Source organism: Erwinia sp. BNK-24-b, assembly GCF_047456155.1.
In the GTDB taxonomy this organism is placed as follows: Bacteria; Pseudomonadota; Gammaproteobacteria; order Enterobacterales; family Enterobacteriaceae; genus Erwinia; species Erwinia phyllosphaerae.
Map to the genome: position 1 here is coordinate 1947362 of NZ_CP179901.1, position 16048 is coordinate 1963409.

The 16048-nt window shown below is 52.3% G+C and carries 20 protein-coding genes; 10 read left to right on the plus strand and 10 right to left on the minus strand.

Annotation, left to right across the window (positions count from 1 at the left end):
• The first annotated feature begins 254 nt into the window (after nucleotides 1-254).
• From ACMGGR_RS08700 to oppF, 7 genes are all read left to right on the plus strand, one after another.
• Complete coding sequence (locus tag ACMGGR_RS08700; RefSeq protein WP_246759720.1) at nucleotides 255-902, plus strand: YchE family NAAT transporter; 648 nt, start codon at nucleotides 255-257, stop codon at nucleotides 900-902.
• Nucleotides 903-1508: 606 nt separating this feature from the next.
• Complete coding sequence (locus ACMGGR_RS08705; RefSeq protein ID WP_414148660.1) at nucleotides 1509-3119, plus strand: ABC transporter substrate-binding protein; 1611 nt, start codon at nucleotides 1509-1511, stop codon at nucleotides 3117-3119.
• Nucleotides 3120-3269: 150 nt separating this feature from the next.
• Complete coding sequence (gene oppA / locus ACMGGR_RS08710) at nucleotides 3270-4898, plus strand: oligopeptide ABC transporter substrate-binding protein OppA (protein WP_414148661.1); 1629 nt, start codon at nucleotides 3270-3272, stop codon at nucleotides 4896-4898.
• Nucleotides 4899-4975: 77 nt separating this feature from the next.
• A complete protein-coding gene (gene oppB / locus ACMGGR_RS08715; RefSeq protein ID WP_246759716.1) occupies nucleotides 4976-5896 on the plus strand; it encodes an oligopeptide ABC transporter permease OppB in 921 nt (306 codons plus the stop codon).
• A 6-nt stretch (nucleotides 5897-5902) separates the two neighbouring features.
• Entirely contained in the window at nucleotides 5903-6811 is a 909-nt protein-coding gene (gene oppC / locus ACMGGR_RS08720; RefSeq protein ID WP_246759715.1) for an oligopeptide ABC transporter permease OppC, read from the plus strand.
• Between the two features lie 11 nt (nucleotides 6812-6822).
• Nucleotides 6823-7833: an ABC transporter ATP-binding protein gene (locus ACMGGR_RS08725; protein ID WP_246759713.1), complete on the plus strand. Its 1011-nt coding sequence runs from the start codon at nucleotides 6823-6825 to the stop codon at nucleotides 7831-7833.
• Complete coding sequence (gene oppF, locus ACMGGR_RS08730; RefSeq protein ID WP_246759712.1) at nucleotides 7830-8831, plus strand: murein tripeptide/oligopeptide ABC transporter ATP binding protein OppF; 1002 nt, start codon at nucleotides 7830-7832, stop codon at nucleotides 8829-8831. Before ACMGGR_RS08725 ends, oppF begins: the two co-directional genes overlap by 4 nt.
• A gap of 36 nt (nucleotides 8832-8867) precedes the next feature.
• On the opposite strand, the gene ACMGGR_RS08735 is transcribed toward oppF, so the two are convergent.
• Complete coding sequence (locus ACMGGR_RS08735; protein WP_246759711.1) at nucleotides 8868-9191, minus strand: HI1450 family dsDNA-mimic protein; 324 nt, start codon at nucleotides 9189-9191, stop codon at nucleotides 8868-8870.
• A gap of 46 nt (nucleotides 9192-9237) precedes the next feature.
• Nucleotides 9238-10698, minus strand: coding sequence for a cardiolipin synthase (gene cls / locus ACMGGR_RS08740; protein WP_246759710.1), 1461 nt, complete (start codon nucleotides 10696-10698; stop codon nucleotides 9238-9240).
• Nucleotides 10699-10844: 146 nt separating this feature from the next.
• On the opposite strand from cls, the gene ACMGGR_RS08745 reads away from it, so the two are divergent.
• On the plus strand, nucleotides 10845-11018 hold the full coding sequence (locus tag ACMGGR_RS08745; RefSeq protein WP_125287735.1) for a YciY family protein: 174 nt from the start codon (nucleotides 10845-10847) through the stop codon (nucleotides 11016-11018).
• A 125-nt stretch (nucleotides 11019-11143) separates the two neighbouring features.
• Here ACMGGR_RS08745 and ACMGGR_RS08750 read toward each other — a convergent pair whose 3' ends face one another.
• Together ACMGGR_RS08750 and ACMGGR_RS08755 are read right to left on the minus strand one after the other, a co-directional pair.
• Complete coding sequence (locus ACMGGR_RS08750) at nucleotides 11144-11242, minus strand: YoaK family small membrane protein (protein WP_246759709.1); 99 nt, start codon at nucleotides 11240-11242, stop codon at nucleotides 11144-11146.
• A 21-nt stretch (nucleotides 11243-11263) separates the two neighbouring features.
• Nucleotides 11264-11560, minus strand: coding sequence for a YciI family protein (locus ACMGGR_RS08755; protein ID WP_246759708.1), 297 nt, complete (start codon nucleotides 11558-11560; stop codon nucleotides 11264-11266).
• A 202-nt stretch (nucleotides 11561-11762) separates the two neighbouring features.
• Here ACMGGR_RS08755 and tonB point away from each other — a divergent pair, with 202 nt between their 5' ends.
• The gene (gene tonB / locus ACMGGR_RS08760) at nucleotides 11763-12518 is read left to right on the plus strand and encodes a TonB system transport protein TonB (protein ID WP_414148662.1); all 756 of its coding nucleotides are present in this window, start codon (nucleotides 11763-11765) and stop codon (nucleotides 12516-12518) included.
• A gap of 49 nt (nucleotides 12519-12567) precedes the next feature.
• Here the strand turns inward: tonB and yciA are convergent, their stop codons facing one another.
• Complete coding sequence (gene yciA / locus ACMGGR_RS08765; protein ID WP_246759705.1) at nucleotides 12568-12987, minus strand: acyl-CoA thioester hydrolase YciA; 420 nt, start codon at nucleotides 12985-12987, stop codon at nucleotides 12568-12570.
• A gap of 445 nt (nucleotides 12988-13432) precedes the next feature.
• Entirely contained in the window at nucleotides 13433-13693 is a 261-nt protein-coding gene (locus tag ACMGGR_RS08770; protein WP_246759704.1) for a hypothetical protein, read from the minus strand.
• A 261-nt stretch (nucleotides 13694-13954) separates the two neighbouring features.
• Here ACMGGR_RS08770 and ACMGGR_RS08775 point away from each other — a divergent pair, with 261 nt between their 5' ends.
• Nucleotides 13955-14158, plus strand: a complete 204-nt coding sequence (locus ACMGGR_RS08775) for a hypothetical protein (RefSeq protein ID WP_246759703.1) — start codon at nucleotides 13955-13957, stop codon at nucleotides 14156-14158.
• Nucleotides 14159-14199: 41 nt separating this feature from the next.
• Here ACMGGR_RS08775 and ACMGGR_RS08780 read toward each other — a convergent pair whose 3' ends face one another.
• The 4 genes from ACMGGR_RS08780 to ACMGGR_RS08795 all read right to left on the minus strand — a co-directional run bounded on the left by ACMGGR_RS08780 (nucleotide 14200) and on the right by ACMGGR_RS08795 (nucleotide 16033).
• Nucleotides 14200-14457 (minus strand): biofilm development regulator YmgB/AriR family protein, encoded by a 258-nt coding sequence (locus tag ACMGGR_RS08780; RefSeq protein ID WP_246759702.1) that lies wholly within the window; start codon nucleotides 14455-14457, stop codon nucleotides 14200-14202.
• A gap of 74 nt (nucleotides 14458-14531) precedes the next feature.
• Nucleotides 14532-14801: a hypothetical protein gene (locus ACMGGR_RS08785; RefSeq protein WP_246759700.1), complete on the minus strand. Its 270-nt coding sequence runs from the start codon at nucleotides 14799-14801 to the stop codon at nucleotides 14532-14534.
• A 76-nt stretch (nucleotides 14802-14877) separates the two neighbouring features.
• A complete protein-coding gene (gene ycgZ / locus ACMGGR_RS08790; RefSeq protein ID WP_246759699.1) occupies nucleotides 14878-15117 on the minus strand; it encodes a regulatory protein YcgZ in 240 nt (79 codons plus the stop codon).
• 379 nt (nucleotides 15118-15496) lie between these two features.
• Entirely contained in the window at nucleotides 15497-16033 is a 537-nt protein-coding gene (locus tag ACMGGR_RS08795) for a septation protein A (protein ID WP_246759698.1), read from the minus strand.
• Nucleotides 16034-16048: the final 15 nt, after the last annotated feature.

Below are 16048 nucleotides of genomic sequence, written 5' to 3' on the forward strand. Positions count from 1 at the left end.
GGTACGCGCCAGAGATTTTGATGCAGGTCAATATTTATCCATGCTGACACCTTTCAGCTAACGCGGTACGGCAATCTTGCTATTCTGTTTATGGTAGAACGACATGGAATACAGTAGATTAGTAGTTTAATACTCTGATTATTCTGGTTTTATTAGCCTGAATATCCGGGGGACAGGGTTGATTCTGCAAAGTCTGCGTGCGCTGATGCTAAATTAACTGTAGTGAATATTGTATTGCTGTTCAGGAGAAAAGCGTGAATCCAGCCATCCTCGATCTGTCAGGCTATATTAAATTTTTCGTCGGGCTTTTTGCGCTGGTCAATCCGGTGGGCATTATCCCGGTATTTATCAGTATGACCAGCTATCAGCTCCCGGTTGCCCGCAACAAAACCAATCTGACGGCCAATCTTTCCGTGGCCATTATTCTCTGGACCGCGCTGTTTTTAGGCGATGCCATCCTGCATATCTTTGGGATCTCTATCGATTCATTTCGCATCGCCGGCGGCATTCTGGTTGTGACCATTGCCATGTCGATGATCAGCGGCAAGCTGGGAGAGGATAAGCAAAACAAGCAGGAGAAATCAGAAACGGCGATACGCGAAAGCGTGGGCGTCGTGCCGCTGGCGCTGCCGCTTATGGCGGGGCCGGGCGCAATCAGTTCTACCATCGTCTGGAGCACTCGCTATCACAGCTGGCAAAATTTGTTAGGCTTTAGCGTAGCGATCGCGCTGTTTTCTTTATGCTGCTGGCTGTTGTTCCGGGCTGCACCATTAATGGTCAGGGCATTAGGACAAACGGGTATCAACGTGATAACCCGTATCATGGGGCTGCTGTTAATGGCCTTAGGGATTGAGTTTGTGGTGACGGGCCTCAGAGCCTTATTTCCCGGACTGGTCACCTGAAAGCTTGCTGAAAAATGAGGTTTAAAGCAGATAATCTGCGGTTGTTTCGCGGCTGAAACAAAATTGCGCACCAAAATGATCCTTCTCAAACGTTAATTGCACCAGTGAGGTGCAATTATTCGTTTGGCTTAACAGAAGCCGCCCCATATTAATGTAATTACTGCAAAAGCGTGTTTTATCAAAAGGTAAGCAGTAAATGTTATTTAAATAACATGCCAATGTGCTGCCATACTGGTTTCTTATCAGCAGTTAAAACTAATTACTGAAGCGATAATAGCGTATATGACCGGAAAATCGCCGTCACGACGAGATTTGCGGTTTTATCTTCATTTAACTTTGTTAAAACATTTCTGCAACCATGGTTTTCTTATTTTTGGAACTAAATCAATAACTTAATTTTATTTTCTGCCGAAAAAGAAGTGCGCTGCGGGAAATTTTTAACGCCATAAAAGAGAAATGGTTAACATTTCCATCATTTTGCTGTGGAGCATGAAGTCGCCTTCTGTTAGGTTTTTCTGCACTGAGCAAACCTGGCATCGGATGTGCAATGCATTTTAAACGCGCTTCGACAATCGGCCAGAGCTCCACAGAGGTAATCACTGATTAATGAAAAAACTGCATAACCTGGCACTGGCCTGTATAACCTCTGTGTCGCTGGCCAACGCTGCAACTCCGCCTGAAGGGATTGCGCTGGCCGCACAACAAAAAATCACCATTAATAACGGTAGCGAAGTCTCTACGCTGGATCCGCAAAAGATTGAAGGCGTACCGGAAAGCAACATTGTCAGTAATCTGCTGGAAGGGTTGGTAAACACAGATAATCAAGGCCATAGCGTACCGGGCATGGCGGAGAGCTGGAGCAATCAGCAGTATAAAACCTGGACGTTTACCCTGCGTAAGGCGACCTGGAGTAACGGTGAGCCGGTCACGGCAGAAGATTTTGTTTACAGCTGGCGGCGGCTGGCCGACCCGGCAACCGCGTCCCCTTATGCCAGCTATTTACAGTATGCCCACATCGAAAACGTCGATGAGATTCTGGCAGGTAAAAGACCCGTCGAAAGTTTAGGCGTTAAGGCTCTTGATGATACCCATTTTCAGGTTACGCTCAGCGAACCTGTTCCCTGGTTCATTGCGCTGGCTACCAATGCCGCGTTAAAGCCGGTTAACCGGCAAGCCGTGGAAAAGTGGGGCGACAAATGGACGCAGCCGGAACACTACGTCGGCAACGGCGCCTATACGCTCAGCGACTGGGTTATCAATGAAAAGATCGTGCTGAAGCGTAACCCTCGCTATTGGGATAACGCGCATACCGCGATTGAAACGGCCATTTTCTTGCCCATCACCTCCGAATCTACGGACGTAGCCCGTTATCGTAGCGGCGAAATCGATATCACCAACAGCGCGCTGCCGCCCGACCTTTTTCCCATGTTAAAGAAAACGCTGGAGACGCAGGTTCGCGTCAGTCCACTTTTGTGCACGTTTTATTATGAGCTGAATAACAGGCGTCCGCCTTTTGACGATGCGCGCGTGCGCACGGCGGTGAAACTCACGCTGGACCGCGACATTATCGCCAACAAAATTATGGGGCAGGGGCAGATCCCCGCTGGTGGCTTTACGCCACCCTTTATTGATGGTGCCCGGTTGCAGCAGCCTGCGTGGATGCAGCTAACGCAGCAGCAGCGTAACGAACAGGCCAGAAAGCTGCTGGCTGAAGCGGGCTATAGCCAAGAAAAACCCTTGCGTTTCTCGCTGCTTTATAACACTTCTGACCTGAATAAACGCCAGGCGATTGCCGCCGCGTCCATGTGGCAAAAAAACCTGGGCGCAAAGGTCACGCTGGATAACCAGGAATGGAAAACCATGCTTGATACGCGCCATCAGGGCAACTTTGACGTAGCCCGCGCCACCTGGTGTGCCGACTACAACGAGCCTTCCAGCTTTTTAAACACAATGCAAAGCCGCTCATCTAACAACACCGCTTTCTACAAGAGCGAAGCCTTTGACCGTCTGCTGGCCAAAACTCTTTTTGCAGCGGATGCCGCAGAGCGCGCTGCACTTTACCAGCAGGCCGAGCAACAGCTCGATCGTGATTCCGCCATCGTGCCGGTTTATTACCGCGTCAGCGCCAGGCTGGTAAAGCCCTGGGTTGGCGGCTTTAGCGGTAAAGACCCGCAGGATCAGCCAAACGTGAAGGACTATTACATTATAAAGCATTGATTAGAAAGGAAGGTAATAAGTAAAAGGATGATAGCAGCCAGGGGAAATAAAAACACGCCGTGACGTCTTCGTTCCGCGCCACGAGCAGCAAACCCGGCAAACCGAAACGCCCAAAGCGTTTCAGTAATAATAAAAAACTGGAGTAGCAAAATGACCAACATCACCAAGAAGAGCCTGCTGGCGCTGGCCGTCATCGGCGCGCTGGCGGCCAATCTGGCTACGGCAGCAACGGTCCCGGCTGGCGTGCAGCTGGCGGCGAAGCAGGAGCTGACTAAAGGCAACGGCGACGAAGTCCAGTCGCTGGATCCGCATAAAATTGAAGGCGTGCCGGAATCCGCCGTCAGCTACGATTTGCTGGAAGGATTGCTGATTAACGATCCGAACGGTCACCCTATCCCTGGCGTAGCGGAGAGCTGGGAAAACAAAGACGGCAAGGTCTGGACTTTCCATCTGCGTGCTAACGCCAAATGGTCCAACGGCGAGTCTGTAACGGCTCAGGACTTTGTGTATAGCTGGGAGCGTCTGGCCGATCCGAAAACCGCTTCGCCTTACGCCAGCTATTTGCAGTACGGCCATCTGGAAAATATCGACGACATTATCGCCGGTAAGAAAAAGCCTGACCAGCTGGGCGTGAAAGCGCTGGATGCGCATACGTTGCAGGTTACGCTAAGCGAATCCGTTCCTTATTTCTATAAGCTGTTAATTCACCCTTCAATGTCGCCAGTTTATAAACCTGCCATTGATAAGTTTGGTGAAAAATGGACGCAGCCGGGTAACTGGGTAGGCAACGGCGCTTTCAAACTGCAGGAACATATTATTAACGAACGCATCGTGCTGGTTCGTAACCCGCAGTACTGGGATAACGCCAATACCAAACTGGAGAAAGTAACCTTCCTGCCTATCCCTTCAGAAGTTAACGACGTTAACCGCTATTTCAGCGGCGGCAGCGACATGACCTATACCAATCTGCCGATTGAGCTATTTAAAAAGCTGCAAAAAGATAACCCTAAAGAGCTGCACGTCGATCCTTACCTCTGCACCTATTATTATGAAATCAATAACCAGAAAGCGCCTTTCAACGATCCTCGCGTGCGCACCGCGCTGAAGCTGGGTCTGGATCGCGACATCATGGTCAATAAAGTGCTGGCGCAGGGCCAACAGCCCGCGTGGAGCTATACGCCACCCGCCATCGACGGCGCAGAGCTGGTCAAGCCGGACTGGGTGAACTGGTCGCAGGAAAAACGTAACGAAGAGGCGAAAAAGCTGCTGGCCGAAGCGGGCTATACGGCGGACAAGCCGCTAACTTTTGAGCTGCTATACAACACTTCCGATCTGCATAAAAAGCTGGCCATTGCCGCTACGTCAATCTGGAAGAAAAATCTCGGCGTGAATATCAAGCTGAATAACCAGGAGTGGAAAACGTTCCTGGATACTCGTCATCAGGGCAACTTTGACGTCGCGCGCGCGGCATGGTGTGCGGACTACAACGAACCGACCTCGTTTTTGAACACCATGCTCTCTAACAGCAGCAATAACACCTCGCACTATAAATCAGCCGCATTTGACAAATTTATGGCGACGGCGGCAACAGCCAGCGACGAGAAAGCGCGCAGCGCCGCCTACACCCAGGCTGAACAGCAGCTGGACAAAGATTCGGTTATTGCGCCGGTCTTCTACTATGCCAACACGCGCCTGGTGAAACCTTATGTAGGCGGTTACACCGGCAAAGATCCGTTGAACTACCTCTACGATAAAGACATTTATATCATCAAGCATTAATTGGTTGGGGAAAGGGTTGCCTTTCCCCACGCGATTCTTTTAAGCAGTGCTGAAGCACAGGCCAGCAGGTACGGGCAATGTTAAAATTTATTTTTCGTCGTTTTCTGGAAGCGATTCCGACGCTACTTATCCTTATTACTATCTCCTTTTTTATGATGCGTCTGGCTCCGGGCAGTCCTTTCACCGGTGAGCGCACGTTATCGCCGGAAGTGATGGCGAATATTGAGGCCAAATACCATCTGAACGATCCTATCTGGAAACAGTACCTGAGCTATCTGAGCCAGCTGGCGCACGGGGATTTTGGGCCTTCGTTTAAATATAAAGATTATTCGGTTAACTATCTGGTCGGCCATGCCTTTCCGGTCTCGGCAAAACTGGGCCTGGCGGCGTTTATTCTGGCGATTGTGCTGGGCGTGACGGCGGGAGTGATTGCCGCACTGAAGCAGAACAGCAAATGGGATTTCCTGGTAATGGGTGTCGCGATGACGGGCGTGGTGATACCCAGCTTTGTGGTGGCACCACTGCTGGTGCTTATCTTCGCCATCGTGCTGAAATGGCTACCGGGCGGCGGCTGGAACGGCGGGGCGATTCAGTACATGATCCTGCCGATGGTCGCGCTGTCGCTGGCCTATATCGCCAGCATTGCGCGCATTACCCGCGGCTCGATGATCGAAATACTGCATACCAACTTTATCCGGACGGCCCGGGCAAAAGGCCTGCCAATGCGTCGCATTATTTTGCGCCACGCGCTGAAGCCAGCGATGCTGCCGGTGCTCTCCTATCTGGGGCCAGCTTTTGTGGGCATCATTACCGGCTCTATGGTTATCGAAACCATCTATGGTCTGCCGGGTATTGGACAGCTGTTTGTTAACGGTGCCCTGAACCGCGACTATTCGCTGGTGCTCAGCCTGACCATTCTGGTGGGCGTGCTGACCATTCTTTTTAACGCGATTGTTGACGTACTTTATGCGGTCATCGATCCGAAAATTCGCTACTAGGAGCTTGTGATGTTAACTAAGAAAAACAGCGCCGCTCTTGATGCCTTTAGCGAACAGCTTGAGGTGGAAGGGCGTAGCCTGTGGCAGGATGCGCGCCGCCGTTTTATCCATAACCGCGCGGCGCTGGCCAGCCTGACCGTGCTGGTGTTGATTGCGCTATTTGTGGTTTTTGCACCCATGCTCTCTTCGTTTACCTATGACGATACCGACTGGGGAATGATGTCGAGCGCGCCCGATATCGCCTCGAAACACTATTTTGGTACGGACTCGTCCGGCCGTGATTTGCTGGTTCGCGTCGCGATTGGCGGTCGCATCTCGCTGATGGTCGGCATCGCCTCCGCGCTGGTAGCGGTGCTGGTAGGCACGCTCTATGGCTCGCTGGCGGGCTATCTTGGCGGCAAAACCGATTCGGTGATGATGCGCCTGCTGGAGATCCTTAACTCCTTCCCGTTTATGTTCTTTGTCATTCTGCTGGTGACCTTTTTTGGCCGTAATATTCTGCTGATCTTTGTTGCTATCGGCCTGGTTTCCTGGCTGGATATGGCGCGTATCGTGCGCGGCCAGACGCTAAGCCTCAAGCGCAAAGAGTTTATCGAAGCGGCCCACGTTGGCGGCGTTTCTACTGCCAGCATCGTGCTGCGCCATATCGTGCCGAACGTGCTCGGCGTGGTGGTGGTTTACGCCTCGCTGCTGGTGCCGAGCATGATCCTGTTTGAATCTTTCCTGAGCTTTTTAGGTTTGGGTACGCAAGAGCCACTCAGTAGCTGGGGCGCATTGCTCAGCGATGGCGCAAACTCAATGGAAGTGTCGCCGTGGCTGCTGCTGTTTCCGGCCGGTTTTTTAGTGGTTACGCTGTTTTGTTTCAACTTTATCGGCGATGGCCTGCGTGATGCCCTCGATCCGAAAGACCGCTAAGGAGTTTCCCGATGAACGTGACCCAACTCAGGCCAGCAATGGCGCAACAAACGGGCGAGCTGCTGCTGTCGGTAAAAGATTTACGCGTTACCTTTGCCACGCCTGATGGCGACGTTACCGCCGTCAACGATCTGAATTTTGACCTGCGGGCAGGTGAAACCTTAGGCATCGTTGGCGAGTCCGGTTCCGGTAAATCGCAAACGGCCTTTGCGCTGATGGGCCTGTTGGCCAGCAACGGCCGTATCGGCGGCTCGGCCAGCTTCAATGGTTCAGAGATCCTCAACCTGCCGGAAAAAAAGCTAAACCGGCTGCGTGCTGAACAGATTGCCATGATTTTTCAGGATCCGATGACCTCGCTCAATCCCTATATGCGCGTTGGCGAACAGCTGATGGAAGTGCTGCAGCTGCATAAAGGCATGAGCAGCGCGCAGGCGTTTGAAGAGTCGGTACGCATGCTGGATGCGGTAAAAATGCCGGAGGCCCGCAAGCGCATGAAAATGTATCCGCACGAGTTCTCTGGCGGTATGCGGCAGCGCGTAATGATTGCGATGGCGCTGCTCTGCCGGCCTAAGCTGCTGATTGCCGATGAACCCACTACCGCGCTGGACGTTACCGTGCAGGCGCAAATTATGACGCTGCTTAACGACCTGAAAAGAGAATTCAACACCGCAATCATAATGATCACGCACGATCTTGGCGTGGTAGCGGGGATCTGCGATCGGGTGCTGGTGATGTATGCAGGCAGAACGATGGAGTATGGCAAAGCGCGCGATATCTTTTATCAGCCTACGCATCCTTATTCGATTGGCCTGCTGAATGCCGTTCCGCGTCTGGATGCGCAGGGCGAAACCTTGACGACTATCCCCGGTAATCCGCCTAACCTGTTGCGGCTGCCAAAAGGCTGTCCGTTCCAGCCTCGCTGTCCTCATGCGATGGAAGTTTGCGCCACCATGCCGCCACTGACGCCTTTTGGCGAAAGCCGCCTGCGCGCCTGTTTTAAACCTGCGGAGGAGCTGGTATGAACGCTGTAGCTGAAAAAAGAGTGCTGCTGGAAATAGCCGATCTTAAAGTCCACTTTTCGATTAAAGACGGCAAGCAGTGGTTCTGGCAGCCGCCTAAGACGCTGAAGGCCGTGGATGGCGTCAGCCTGCGCCTTTATGAAGGTGAAACGCTGGGCGTGGTAGGCGAATCCGGCTGCGGAAAGTCGACGCTGGCGCGCGCTATCATTGGCCTGGTTAACGCCACGGCGGGCCGCGTCGCCTGGCTTGGCCGCGATCTGTTGGGGCAGAGCGAGGAGGAGTGGCGCAAGGCGCGCAGCGATATCCAGATGATTTTTCAGGATCCGCTGGCCTCGCTGAATCCCCGGATGACCATCGGCGATATTATTGCCGAGCCGCTGCGTACCTATCATCCCCGAATGGCGCGGCAGGAGGTCAAAGAGCGGGTCAGGACGATGATGATGAAGGTGGGGCTGTTGCCGAATCTGATCAACCGCTATCCGCACGAGTTTTCTGGCGGCCAGTGCCAGCGTATCGGCATCGCCCGCGCGCTGATCCTGGAGCCAAAGCTGATTATCTGTGACGAGCCGGTTTCCGCGCTGGACGTTTCCATTCAGGCGCAGGTCGTCAACCTTTTGCAGCAGCTACAGCGGGAAATGGGGCTTTCCCTTATTTTTATCGCGCACGACCTGGCGGTAGTTAAGCATATTTCGGATCGCGTTCTGGTGATGTATCTGGGCCATGCGGTGGAGCTGGGCACCTATGACGAGGTGTATCAGAATCCACAGCATCCCTACACGCGCGCGCTGATGTCCGCCGTGCCGATCCCCGATCCCGATCTGGAAAAAAACAAGGTCATTCAGCTGCTGGAAGGAGAGCTACCGTCGCCAATCAATCCGCCGTCAGGCTGCGTTTTCCGCACGCGCTGTCCGATAGCGGGGCCGGAGTGTGCCGTGACAAGGCCGCTGCTGGAAGGCAGTTTCCGTCATGCGGTTTCTTGTCTGAAGGTAGATCCGTTATAAGAGGGTTAAACCGCAGCGTCTGGCTGCGGTTTACGGTTACTCACGCCACAGGATATGGCAAAGCTTGTGGTCTTTTTCGCGGCACAGCAGCACGCGAGCAAAAATGTCGGTGACCGGATCTTCTTCGCTCTCGCCCAGGCCAATAACCACTTCGGCAAAAAAGTCCGGGTTGAGATCGAAATCCACGTGCTCGGCCCAGTCTTCAGCCGGATCGTGTAGCTCTGCGCCGCCACGCTCTTCAAACTGAAGATTGAACAGGATGATATCGGCCGGATCGAGGTTATCGCCCGCCAGCTCAAGGAAAATATCATAAGCCTGTTCCAGCGTTTCATCTTCGGTAAGGCGGTTATTCAAATCCATAAAGTTTCCCATAATGCCCTCAGGGCGCTGTGCAATTCCGCCCGTTTTACAACAACGGACTAAAGAAGTAAAACAGTCGTTCAACAATTCGCTGCCAGTAAGCGCGCTGCAGCCAGCGTTTGGCGTCAAGCAGCTGCGAACGGGCGATATAGTCGTCCTGGACCCTGGCCAGATCGCTACCGAAACCATCGTCATCAATCACCAGGGTAATCTCAAAATTTAGCCACAGGCTGCGCATATCCAGGTTGACCGTGCCGACCAGGCTAAGCTGCCCGTCGACCAGCACGCTTTTAGTATGCAGCAAACCATCTTCGAACTGATAAATTCTGACGCCTGCTTCCAGTAACTCTGCGAAAAAGGAGCGGCTCGCCCAGTCCACCAGCAGCGAATCGTTATGTTTGGGCACGATAATACTGACCTCTACGCCACGCTGGGCGGCGGTGCAGATAGCGTGCAGCAGATCGTCGCTCGGTACAAAGTAGGGCGTGGTCATAATCAGCTGTTCGCGGGCTGAATAGACCGCCGTCAGCAACGCCTGGTGGATCAAATCCTCCGGGAAGCCTGGCCCGGAAGCAATAACCTGAATCGTATGGCCGCTTTCTTGTTCAAAAGGCATAATCGTACCGTCGGGCGGCGGCGGTAAAATGCGTTTCCCGGTCTCAATTTCCCAGTCGCAGGAGTAAATAATGCCCATCGTGGTGGCGACCGGGCCTTCCATACGCGCCATCAGATCGATCCACTGGCCCACGCCCGCATCCTGCTTAAAGTAGCGCGGATCGACCAGATTCATGCTGCCGGTATAGGCAATATAGTTATCAATCAGTACCACTTTACGATGCTGACGCAAATCCATGCGGCGCAGAAAAACGCGCAGCAGGCTAACCTTCAGCGATTCAACCACGTCGATACCGGCATTGCGCATCATCGCGGGCCAGGGACTACGGAAGAACTGCACGCTGCCCGCAGAATCGAGCATCAGGCGACAGTGAACGCCGCGCCGCGCCGCCGCCATCAGCGTTTCCGCCACTTCATCCGCCATGCCACCGGGCTGCCAGATATAAAAAACCATCTCAATATTGTGGCGGGCGAGCTGGATATCGCGGATCAGCGCCTGCATGGTATCGTCCGTCGAGGTCAGCAGCTGTAGCTGATTGCCCTTAACGCCCGCGATGCCCTGACGGTTTTCACAAAGTTGAAACAGAGAGCGGGCCACGTCGCTGTTGTCCCGGGCAAAAATAGAGTGGCACGACTTCAAATCGTTAAGCCATTTGGCGGTGGAAGGCCACATGGTACGTGCGCGCTCGGCACGTCGCTTTCCCAGATGCAGTTCGCCGAAAGAGAGATAGGCCACAATGCCCACCAGCGGCAGAATATAGATGACCAGCAGCCAGGCCATCGCAGAAGGCACCGTCCGCCGCTTCATCAGAACGCGTAGCGTCACGCCGGCAATCAGCAGCCAGTAACCAAAAACCAGCAGCCAGCTGACAAAAGTATAAAAAGTCGTCATAAAAGTGGAAGTCCCGTTCACCTCTGATTACAGGAGTTTACGTGCAGATGGCGGCGGACGAAACCTTTTCCTTAAGCAATCGGACTTGGCCTGACGGCAAAAATCTTTATAATGCGGCGCGAGTTTTTGTTAGCACAGAGGGTGAAATGAGACGGAGTAGAAATGAAGTCGCACGCTGGCGGATGTCGCGCCAGATTCAGCGCCGCCGGGCACGCTGGCTGGAAGGCCAGTCCAGACGCTATGGCCGCATGCATGCTATTCGCCATCAGCTGAGCCAGCAGCAGCGGCGTTCTATTCTGTTTATCACCCAGCTGGTCTGAAACAACAAACCCGCCGGTTAGCGGGTTTTTGTTGTTAACAACGTGCAGGCTCCCGTCGCTTCAGGGGGGCAGCAGCCTGAACCCGCCGGTCGGCGGGTTTTCCATTTCTGGCCCGTTGCCGGTATTTATGCGCCCGGCATCCATGCGCCGCTGGCGATAAACCAGACCAGCAGCACCGCGCCAGCTATCCCGACCGCAGCGGGAAAAAGATAGCCAATTTTCATTTAGTCATCTGGTAGTAAGGGTTAAAACGTTTTCTTGAAAGGCTTAACGGCAACCTGCTTGTAAACGCCTGCGGCAACGTAGGGATCGTCCTGCGCCCAAGACTGCGCCTCTTCCAGGGAGGTAAACTCAGCAATAATGGTCGATCCGGAAAAACCCGCCGCGCCAGGTTCATTGCTGTCAACGGCCGGCATCGGCCCGGCAATAATCAGGCGTCCTTCATCCTGCAGCAGCTGCAGGCGCGCCAGGTGAGCAGGGCGTACGGCTTGACGCTTTTCCAGTGAATCTGCATTATCTTCCGCATAAATTACGTAGAGCACGTTAACTCCTGTCGGTGTCGGTAAAAGTGGACTTCACGTTAAGTCATCGTTCGCTATTCTGCAAATGAAAGATGACGAAGCGAACCAGGCGACGGCAGCCAACACCTTTTCTGACAAAATCGCGCCGGAAATGAGGTGGGTTGTTGAAACTGATTGCTATTTGCATTTACACTTACGCTTCAACTTTTATCGCAGAAAGATTATGACGACGCTGACCGAAACTTCTTTTCCACGCCGTATTTCACTGCCGACGCTTTTTTCCCTGGGGCTGCACGCCGTGGTGATAGGCGGGATACTCTATGCTTCATTTCATCAGGTGGTGCCCGTACCGAAAGCGTCTCAGCCCATCAGCGTCTCTCTGGTCGCGCCTGAAGTGCAGCCTGAACCCCAGCCAGCGCCTCAGCCTGCTCCCCAGCCGGTAGCGGAACCCGAGCCGGAACCGGAACCTGTGCCAGAGCCAGAGCCAGAGCCGCCAAAAGCGGAGCCGGTGCCGATCCCCAAACCTGTTCCCAAGCCTAAGCCCAGACCAAAGCCAAAGAAAGAGGTGGTGAAGCATAAAAAAGAGGTGAAACCGCGTGAAGAGCCGCGCCAGGCCGCGCCGTTAAATAACGACAAAACGGCAACGGCAACCAAACCCTCTACCGCGCCAAAGACCTCTAATGCGCCTTCTGCTTCTACTGCCGTTGCAAGCGGGCCAAAAGCGTTAAGAGTAGATAAGCCGATCTACCCACCGCGAGCTTCTGCTTTACGGATTGAGGGCCATGTGCGTATTAAGTTTGATGTCGATGCTTCCGGTCAGATTGATAATCTGCGTATTATCGAAGCTCAGCCGCGCAATATGTTTGAACGTACAATAAAAGAAGCCGTGAGGAAATGGCGATATGAGCCAGGCAAACCTGGCAAAGATCAAACCATGAACATCGTTTTTAAAATTAATGGTGGTTCAAGCATTGAGTAAAGCTCACGCCAGCGCGCTGAAGACCGATCTTTCAGCGCGCCGGTGAAGGTTACGCTTCGCTAAAATGGCTTTTATCAGCCGGAAGCGGGCGGGCTTTACCTTCGCCGTCCACGGCCACATAGATAAAGACCGCTTCGGTCGTGCAGTAGCGCTGACCAATCGGCTCGGAAGAGACTTTCTTAATCCATACTTCAACATTAATGGTAATAGAGCTGCTGCCGGTTCGGATACAGCGGGCATGACAGCTCACCACGTCGCCAACCGCCACCGGTTTCAAAAAGGTCATGCCGTCCACTCTGACCGTCACCACACGGCCATTGGCAATCTCTTTCGCCAGAATCGCGCCGCCCATATCCATTTGCGACATTAGCCAGCCGCCAAAGATATCGCCGTTGGCGTTGGTATCCGCAGGCATCGCCAGCGTTCGCAGCACCATTTCGCCCTGCGGGAGTCGTTGTTCTTCGCTCATTATTTGCTTCCGATAAAATTAAAGGCCCGATTTACCACGGGTACTGAATTGTTTTTCTGAAAAACTGCCTGGCCGTTAGCTAAAAAGTGCCGGGTTTTTGTTGTGCTGTTAACTGATTATATGCGGTTAGCGCATTGTTGTGCCGCATCTTATTTTAACCCGAAAGGCTTCTGTACACACTTTTTATACATTAACAGGCGCGCAAACGAGCCAATCAAAAGGCCGGGCACGAAGCAGGGATAGCAGGAGGCACGCTTCTGTATAACAATAAAAGCGCATCTTCAGGGTTCTGGTGAGAGAGTACTGAGGATATATCCGTATGAAACTGAGTACCGGGATGGTGTCCTCCCTGACAATATCTCCGGCCGGTACACGCTTTCGCGCGACCTGTGAGGTCATCTTTCGCTATCGTTTTCCGGCCAGAGCCGGACTACGTCCACTGGCGTTAGTTCTTGTCTTCGTTCAGGCTTACAAAATTCTGCAGGTACGGCACAGGCTGCCTGGTGATACCCGGCGTGATGAACGTTCTTAGCCAGTTCCGGGCTTCAGAAAGCTCAAGCAAACGCGCGTCACCGCTGTGATCTACAGCCATGCGTCCAAGCTCGGCGATAAGAGACATAACGGTAATCTCTTTTTGAGCCAGTGCCAGGTGCAGTGCCGCTTCGCCAATAATGACGTGGCCTTTCTCGTCGTCTTGAAAAAACACGGTAATTCCTCCATTTGAACGATTGATGAAAACCTCACCCCTGACTGTAGTCGCTCAGAGGGAAAATGCCCGGATAATCCTCTGAAACATTAGAAACAGATGATTATTGGCTACATTCTGGTCAGCAGGAGGTCGCTATGCGCAAGAAACAACGGTTAAAGGTTTTTGATTATAAATGCGGATTGAAGCGTGACTGGCCGCATTTGCAGACAGCGGGAAGGAGATGCTGTACTGTGTATATATCCACTAAAAGGGGGCGTATTGAAAAAACATGAATCCGGTACTTCAGAAGAGATATTTAATTTCGTCGGTAAGGCTGTAAAACAGCTGCTGACGCCTGATAAAATTTTGCAACCGCACGAGCTTGCTGAAGCTCTTTATCACCTCAGTGAGGAGACAGACAATCCTGAAACGCGCGGTAGCTGTCAGGAAGTTATCAAAATGCTTATGCGGAAAATGCACTGAAAGGACAGGGCGTGGTGCAGAGGACACCTGCAACAGAGTTGTCACTCGACAGTTTTACTCAGGCCTAAAAGCAACTCCAGACAGTTACGCAGAACGTCTATTCTTACAACATCAGTCGTGTTCTCTAATTCGCTAACAAAATAGAAAAGAATCGATTTGCGAGACACGTTGCCTGACGCGGCCAGTATAGCCCTTGTGGCTTCACTGAAGGCTAACTTTTCATCCTCATATCTTTCATCGATATTTTGCAGCTGGTGGGCCAGGACCGGGATCGCTTCTACACTGTTTTGCTGCATCATTGCATTACCTGTCTGATAGTGTTGTTTATGCCAGCTGCTGTACCCACTCAGGCTGTCGCTTTCGGCAATCGTAGTTAATGTTGGGTCGTGTCGTCGCTATCATTTGCCGCAGGGATATTGACCAAATGTCCAGCATGACCGGGCTCGCGGCGGCGCATCTCTTCTTTAACTTCTTTTATAGCCAGCATAGCCGCGTGCGTTTTTTCACTGTCCAGCCCGGAATTTAGCGTGGCTTCAAGTTTTTCAAGCACGGCATGCCACGAGACGGGCAATTTTTCACTCAGGAGACCGAGGACTGTTTTACCGATAAGGATATCCCGCAATCTTTCATAATTCTCTTTCATGTTTTTCTCTGAATAAGATTTTCAGGCCGGCAGTCTTGTCTGTATCCGGCTACAAAATCTGCTCAGAAACAGAGCGTTACTCGCAAAAAAGAAGCTTAATCAATTCCTGGAGATGCTGTTCTTCTTCAGGCGAAGATGCTTTATCGATACGTGTTAACAGGCGCATACAGATAGCTTTACGGTTCAGAGTGCGCCCTGAACGCAGGACTTCTACGACCACCGAGCCCAGCGTTTCCTGTTGCGAAGGCAGAGCTGCGCGAGCAAAATATGCAGAGATTGTGCTGTTGATACCAGCCTTTTGTGCCGTCTGTTGCATTCGAAGACTCCGTTATTGTCAGGTGAGCGATGATTTGTTTGCTAAGTTATACAAAAAATCGAAAGCTGTACAGGTTTATTTGGCGAAAACCTGAGCCGCTTTCCGCGCTTTACGAAGCAGGTATGAGAGATAGCTCTGTTTGCTGTGATCTTTCTTGAGGGAGACAGGGGCTAATCTACACCGTGCCGTGGCTCATTATGTCATACATAATTATTTGATATTAAAGCTGTACCACTGGCTGGATGCTGTGCGGACTGCGTATAGCGGAGTGACGAGGTGTATTGAATCAGTTTTAGCGAAAACACACTTTTATTAAAGAGCCTATAAAAGTGTGTTTTGCATGATAAAAGCGCTTTTCCGATTTAACGTGCTGCGGTGATTACTTTTCGTCCTGCGGCATCAGGCGATAGATATATACGCCGCTAAGCAAGGTAAAGAGCAGCGTCAGGACGGTTAAGCCAAATACCTTAAAGTTAACCCAGACTTCCTGAGGCAGCCAAAAAGCCACGTAAATATTGGCGAGGCCGCAGGCAAAGAAGAACAGTGCCCAGGCGACGTTCAGACGACGCCAGGCGGCATCCGGCAGCGTCAGCTCTTTACCCAGCATGCTTTGAATCAGCGTCTGCTTCATCCAGAACTGGCTGAACAGCAGCGCGCCAGCAAACAGCGTATAGATTACCGTGACCTTCCACTTAATAAATTCGTCGTTATGGAAAACCAGCGTTAGCGTGCCGAAAACGGCGACCAGTACAAAGGTCACAATGGTCATTTTTTCCAGCTTGCGATACAGGAACCAGCTGGCCACCAGTGCCAGCGCAGTAGCCGCGATCAGCGCGCCCGAAGCGACATAAATATCGTAAAGCTTATAAAAGACAAAAAAGACCACGAGGGGAAGAAAATCAAGTAACTGCTTCATAGAGGTTTCCGGTTA

Coding starts and splice junctions, on each gene's coding strand:
- ACMGGR_RS08705 (WP_414148660.1), top strand. CDS start 1,509: ATGAAAAAACTGCATAACCTGGCACTGGCCTGTATAACCTCTGTGTCG.
- oppA (WP_414148661.1), top strand. CDS start 3,270: ATGACCAACATCACCAAGAAGAGCCTGCTGGCGCTGGCCGTCATCGGC.
- oppB (WP_246759716.1), top strand. CDS start 4,976: ATGTTAAAATTTATTTTTCGTCGTTTTCTGGAAGCGATTCCGACGCTA.
- ACMGGR_RS08725 (WP_246759713.1), top strand. CDS start 6,823: ATGAACGTGACCCAACTCAGGCCAGCAATGGCGCAACAAACGGGCGAG.
- oppF (WP_246759712.1), top strand. CDS start 7,830: ATGAACGCTGTAGCTGAAAAAAGAGTGCTGCTGGAAATAGCCGATCTT.
- ACMGGR_RS08735 (WP_246759711.1), bottom strand. CDS start 9,191: ATGGATTTGAATAACCGCCTTACCGAAGATGAAACGCTGGAACAGGCT.
- cls (WP_246759710.1), bottom strand. CDS start 10,698: ATGACGACTTTTTATACTTTTGTCAGCTGGCTGCTGGTTTTTGGTTAC.
- ACMGGR_RS08745 (WP_125287735.1), top strand. CDS start 10,845: ATGAGACGGAGTAGAAATGAAGTCGCACGCTGGCGGATGTCGCGCCAG.
- ACMGGR_RS08750 (WP_246759709.1), bottom strand. CDS start 11,242: ATGAAAATTGGCTATCTTTTTCCCGCTGCGGTCGGGATAGCTGGCGCG.
- tonB (WP_414148662.1), top strand. CDS start 11,763: ATGACGACGCTGACCGAAACTTCTTTTCCACGCCGTATTTCACTGCCG.
- yciA (WP_246759705.1), bottom strand. CDS start 12,987: ATGAGCGAAGAACAACGACTCCCGCAGGGCGAAATGGTGCTGCGAACG.
- ACMGGR_RS08780 (WP_246759702.1), bottom strand. CDS start 14,457: ATGATGCAGCAAAACAGTGTAGAAGCGATCCCGGTCCTGGCCCACCAG.
- ACMGGR_RS08785 (WP_246759700.1), bottom strand. CDS start 14,801: ATGAAAGAGAATTATGAAAGATTGCGGGATATCCTTATCGGTAAAACA.
- ycgZ (WP_246759699.1), bottom strand. CDS start 15,117: ATGCAACAGACGGCACAAAAGGCTGGTATCAACAGCACAATCTCTGCA.
- ACMGGR_RS08795 (WP_246759698.1), bottom strand. CDS start 16,033: ATGAAGCAGTTACTTGATTTTCTTCCCCTCGTGGTCTTTTTTGTCTTT.